Genomic DNA, 4,716 nt, shown 5'->3' on the forward strand with positions numbered 1-4,716 from the left:
GAAAGGTAGGGCCGCACTTGGAATAAGGCAGTGGACTTGCAGCAATTGCGGCACGGAACACAACCGCGACACGAACGCCGCAAGGAACATTGCCCGCACGGGACTTCGTGCGCTAGAAGTAGGAATCCCCGGTCGTTAGGCCGGAGAGGAAGTCAACGTTCCCGGTTTGCGTGTTGTCGTATCGATCATGGATCTTCTCGTTTTCAAGCTCGTTGCCACGCCGCTGTTGCTGTTGGCGGCCACGATGGCCGCTCGCCGCTGGGGCGAAGCGATTGGCGGTTTTCTGGTGGGGTTGCCGCTCACGTCGGGACCGGTCTCGGTGTTCCTCGCACTGGAGCACGGACCCGCTTTCGCGGCGCACGCGACGGCCGGGTCGTTGGTCGCGACGGCAGCGCAAGCGGCGTTTTGCGTCGCCTATTGCCGGCTGGCGACGCTGGGATGGCCGGCGGCCCTGGCGGGCGCCAGTGCGACGTTTGCCGTCGTCGCGGGCTTTCTGCAATGGAGCGCGTTGCCGGAAAAGGGCCTGTTCATCGTCGCGATTCTGGCCGTCGCGCTCGCGCTGAACCGCCTTCCCAATCATGTCGCCAGAGTCGGCCGGCTCGATCCGCCCGGGTGGGATCTGCCGTTGCGGATGGCGTTGATCGCCGGGCTCGTGATCAGCGTGACGTTGATCGCGCCTTACGTCGGACCGGAAGCAAGCGGCGTGCTCGCGTCGTTCCCGTTCATGGCGATCATTCTCGCGGTGTTCTCGCACCGCATGGCCGGCCACGCAGCCGCGCAGCAATTGATGCGCGGGATGGCGGCGGCGCTTCCGGGCTTTGCGTCGTTCTTCTTCGTGCTGAGCCTGACGCTGACGCGAATGAACCTGTTTGCGGCGTATGGTTGCGCGATTCTCTGCACGCTCGCGATACAGGCGGTTTCGTTGTACCGGATGCGCGTTCCAGTTGCGTTGCCTGCGAAGTAGATTCACGGCGACGGGCGCGCCCGAGGCGAGCCGCCTCGCCGCTACACGCCCATCGCATGAAACCCTGGAAGCGCCGGAATGCGCTCTGCCATGAATTGCAGGAATACGCGCGTTCTCAACGGCTGGTACCGGCGTGATGGCATGACGAGATGCACCGAGTGCGGCTGCATCTCCCACTTTGGCAGCAAGCGAACCAGCCGTCCCGCATCGATCAGATCCTGAACGAGCCATGCCGGCGCCGAGCCTGGGCCGAATGCTGCAAGAAAGCATTCGCGCAACGCCATCGAGTTGTTGACGCGATACTGGCTGCGCGTCGGCACCACGATGCGCTCGTCATCACGGGTGAATTCCAGCTCGGCGCCGATGCTGACCCGCGCGTAGCCGACGCAGCGATGCGCGAGCAGATGCTCGGGCCGGCGTATTTTCGGCATCCGCGCGACATACTCCGGCGCCGCGACCAGCACGCGTGGCGACCACGCGACTGCACGGGCCACCGCATCGGGCGGGAGCTGGTTGCCGATCCGGATCGCGACGTCGACACCTTCCTCGACCAGATCGATCACGCGATCGGTCAGGTCCAGCTCGACGTCGATCTCGGGATACGCGCGCAGGAATTCGAGCATCAGCGCATTGAGCCGCAGCTCGCCGAGCCCCAGCGGGGCGCTGACGCTCAACGCGCCGACCGGTCGCTGCGTTTGCCCCCGCACGTCGGCGACCGCGTCGGCAACCTCTTCGAGCACCCGCTTGCAGCGTTCGTAGAACCGGCGGCCCTCGTCGGTCGGCGTCAGGCTCGTCGTCGTCCGATCGAGCAGGCGCACGCCCAGCTCCTTCTCCAGCGCCGCGATCACCTTGCTCATCGTCGGCTGCGTGATGTGTTCCTCGCGCGCGACGGCCGAGAAGCTGCCGAGTTCGACGGCGCGCGCATACAGGCGCATCGATTGAAACGTGTCCAAGTCATTCCTCCACGGCATGAGCCTTAGTCGATTCTCGCACGTTCCATTGCGATCCGGCATGGCATAACGTTCGTCCACCTTCACACCTTTTGACGGGGAATCGCATGGAAATCACAACGCAATCCAGCCTGCGTGGCGCGCATGTCGTCGTGTTCGGCGGGAGTTCGGGGATCGGCCTTGCGGCGGCGGCCGCGGCGAAAGCGCGCGGTGCGGCGATCACGCTGGTCGGGCGAACGCGCGCGAAGCTCGAAGCGGCGGCCAGCGAGATCGGCGGCGCCAGTACGGCCGTTGCCGACATTACGGACGGGGCGTCCGTCGAGGCCGTGTTCCGCGCGATGACGCGTGTCGATCATCTCGTCGTGACGGCCGGCAGCTTCGTTGCCGGCACGCTCGCGGACAGCGAGCCGGAACGGCTGCTTGCGGCCGTGCACGAGCGGATCGCGGGCGCGATCCATGCGATTCGTTCCGCGTTGCCGCTGATGCCGCCGACGGCATCGATCGTCGTGACGAGCGGGCAGCTCGCCGACCGTCCGTCGGCACATGGCACGTCAGTGCTGGCCGCGGCGGTGCGTGGCGTCGAAGCGCTGGCGCAGTCGCTCGCACTCGAACTGAAGCCGATTCGCGTCAACGTCGTATCGCCGGGGCTCGTCGAGACGCCGCTGTTCGACGGGTTCGATCCGGACGTTCGCGCGGCGCTGTTTGCGCAAGCCGCTGCGACACTGCCCGGCGGCCGGGCCGGGCGTGCGGACGAGATCGGCGATGCAATCGCATTCCTGTTGGGCAACGATTACGTGAACGCGGAGGTGCTGCACGTCGATGGTGGTGGCCGGTTCGTTTGAATTCGCAGTGTGGGGCGGCATCTAACGTCTGGTTGCCCGGTGGACACTCCAGCGAAGGACTGGAAAAGTGGCTACTTGTCGCCGATTGCGATCACGGCCCCTGTCCAGCCATTCGCTCCCTTCGTCCCCGTGACCAGCATGTCGCCGGGACCGGGTGCGGCAATCACCAATTCGCCATCTTCCGACCAGATCGCACTACGGCCTGCTGTCTCCCAGCCACCGGTGGCGCCGCCGTGGTTGGCCATCAGCACGGCGAATTCGTGTTCGGCAGCGTAGCCCGCCAAAAGCCCGGTATCGTGTGGGTACCCGTTTTCCGTAATGAGGGCACTCGCTGCATAAACATGCGCTTCCGAATCTGCTGCGCTCGACGCGTGGGAGGAATGGGAAAAATCCGCGCAGATCGCCAACGCAATTGAATTGCCGTCGATGACCAGGTTCGGGCCGCCACTTCCAGCAGAGAACATGAGGTCTTCACCGGGATGCAAATGCTGCTTCGTGTGCACCGATATTTCCCCATTGGCTCCAAGTACGAACGCACCGATAAATACGTCAGATCGACCTTCCTGCATCACAGGCGCACCGACAACGGCAGTGATGCCCAGGCGCTGCGCCTCGGCAACGAGAGGAAGAAGTCGCGGGTCATCCTGCGTCATCGCGAGCTGTCGGCCAAGCTGACGCTCGTATCCCGTCAAAGAAAGCTCCGGAAATATCAGGATTTTGACGTCGTGCTCCGCGGCAGTCTGAAGGAAGGTGAGATGACGCGCGACATTTGCTTCGATGTCTGCCGCTTTGGAGGTGGCCTGCGCTGCGGCGATCGTGAAAGTGCTCATGACGAATTGGGTCTTGGCCTGACTGGCGAAAAGTGGCGTGGAGTACAAATCGAATAATGGCCTGCCTGTTGCGCTGGGTGCCGGGTCCGTTGAATTATCGGGACCTCAGGCCAACCTGACTACGACCCATACTATCAGACCACTTCATTTCACTAAACGCGGAAGACGCTGCCGTTGTCTTCATTTCTCGTGGGCTGGTGGTCAAGCGATTTTCATTGGACATCCCGTTCGAGGCGTCTTCCGCTATGGCGACGTCGTGCAGGAAATTCGCGCGGGTGACTGCATTTCGTGCCCGGCTGGAACAGGTGTCGCACATCAACTGGCAAACTGGCGAGGCGCCCGCCGCATCGATGACCGTCTGGCGCGGGATGGCACCGGATGCGAGGTCAATACAGATGCAGCTATCGCGGATCATGCCCACGAATCGCGGACCTCGTCACTGAAGCCCTCACGGCTGTTGCGCAGCCAACGATCACCATGTTCGGCAGTCAGGTCTGTGGGAAGGCCATCGAGCGCCTCTACGGCCGTCATGATCGGCTCAGGCGGCACAAGGCGCGCGACCGGAATTTGATTGCGCTCGACAATCACGGGTTCGCCGCCGCGCACGATTTGATCGAGGATCTCGCGGGTGTGACGCGCGAGTTCGGTAGCGCTGATAGTGGGCATGGTAGTGGCTTTCAACTTGGATGCTGACCAATACGTAATATACGCATCCTGCGAACATCGGACGAAATCCGGCTGATATGCGCTGCGACCCCAATTAATGAGAAGAGTGCGGTAAGGTCGAGAAAATCAACTCGATCGGACTCTCGGATAAATAGCCGAGTGGCGCCGTCAGATTCCGATCGAACCGGTGTCTGGGGGACACCAATTTTTTGTGAATAGGTGTTGCTCGAATTTTTGCGCGCTCACCAACGAAACGCTGAGCCTGGTGAGGCGGCGATCGAATCACGGCGTGCCGAAGGGGTGTTGAACAAACTCACCCCGAGAGATTGGCAAAAACGCCTCTTTTGAATTTCGAGTGGGTGGTATCGTCTCGTTTTTCCTGTAGACAAGAAGGTAAATGATGCACAGCAAGCTGTTCGAAGCCGCCCTGGGTGTGAACGCTCCGTGGTTTGTGAGCGGTGTCG

The 4,716-nt window shown here is 62.6% G+C and carries 6 protein-coding genes; 3 read left to right on the forward strand and 3 right to left on the reverse strand.

The genetic code is table 11. The annotated features are described in order from the left end of the window. Positions 1 to 22 precede the first annotated feature (22 nt). Both DID96_RS37295 and DID96_RS37300 read left to right on the forward strand, forming a co-directional pair. Entirely contained in the window at positions 23 to 139 is a 117-nt protein-coding gene (locus DID96_RS37295; protein WP_311767793.1) for a zinc ribbon domain-containing protein, read from the forward strand. 48 nt (positions 140 to 187) lie between these two features. Continuing rightward, entirely contained in the window at positions 188 to 964 is a 777-nt protein-coding gene (locus DID96_RS37300; RefSeq protein WP_124604278.1) for a hypothetical protein, read from the forward strand. Between the two features lie 41 nt (positions 965 to 1,005). Here the strand turns inward: DID96_RS37300 and DID96_RS37305 are convergent, their stop codons facing one another. Further along, the gene (locus tag DID96_RS37305) at positions 1,006 to 1,917 is read right to left on the reverse strand and encodes a LysR family transcriptional regulator (protein WP_124604287.1); all 912 of its coding nucleotides are present in this window, start codon (positions 1,915 to 1,917) and stop codon (positions 1,006 to 1,008) included. A 104-nt stretch (positions 1,918 to 2,021) separates the two neighbouring features. Between DID96_RS37305 and DID96_RS37310 the strand changes: the two genes are divergently transcribed. Continuing rightward, complete coding sequence (locus DID96_RS37310; RefSeq protein ID WP_124604280.1) at positions 2,022 to 2,756, forward strand: SDR family oxidoreductase; 735 nt, start codon at positions 2,022 to 2,024, stop codon at positions 2,754 to 2,756. Between the two features lie 71 nt (positions 2,757 to 2,827). On the opposite strand, the gene DID96_RS37315 is transcribed toward DID96_RS37310, so the two are convergent. Further along, the gene (locus DID96_RS37315) at positions 2,828 to 3,586 is read right to left on the reverse strand and encodes a carbon-nitrogen hydrolase family protein (RefSeq protein WP_124604282.1); all 759 of its coding nucleotides are present in this window, start codon (positions 3,584 to 3,586) and stop codon (positions 2,828 to 2,830) included. Positions 3,587 to 3,997: 411 nt separating this feature from the next. Further along, complete coding sequence (locus DID96_RS37320) at positions 3,998 to 4,252, reverse strand: type II toxin-antitoxin system Phd/YefM family antitoxin (protein ID WP_124604285.1); 255 nt, start codon at positions 4,250 to 4,252, stop codon at positions 3,998 to 4,000. Between the last annotated feature and the right edge of the window lie 464 nt (positions 4,253 to 4,716).

This window comes from Burkholderia sp. Bp8963, from assembly GCF_003854275.1.
Lineage (GTDB): Bacteria > Pseudomonadota > Gammaproteobacteria > Burkholderiales > Burkholderiaceae > Burkholderia.

Bases quoted from the DNA above. Each gene is read 5' to 3' on its own strand.
- DID96_RS37300 (WP_124604278.1), top strand. From the start codon at position 188: ATGGATCTTCTCGTTTTCAAGCTCGTTGCCACGCCGCTGTTGCTGTTG.
- DID96_RS37310 (WP_124604280.1), top strand. From the start codon at position 2,022: ATGGAAATCACAACGCAATCCAGCCTGCGTGGCGCGCATGTCGTCGTG.
- DID96_RS37315 (WP_124604282.1), bottom strand. From the start codon at position 3,586: ATGAGCACTTTCACGATCGCCGCAGCGCAGGCCACCTCCAAAGCGGCA.
- DID96_RS37320 (WP_124604285.1), bottom strand. From the start codon at position 4,252: ATGCCCACTATCAGCGCTACCGAACTCGCGCGTCACACCCGCGAGATC.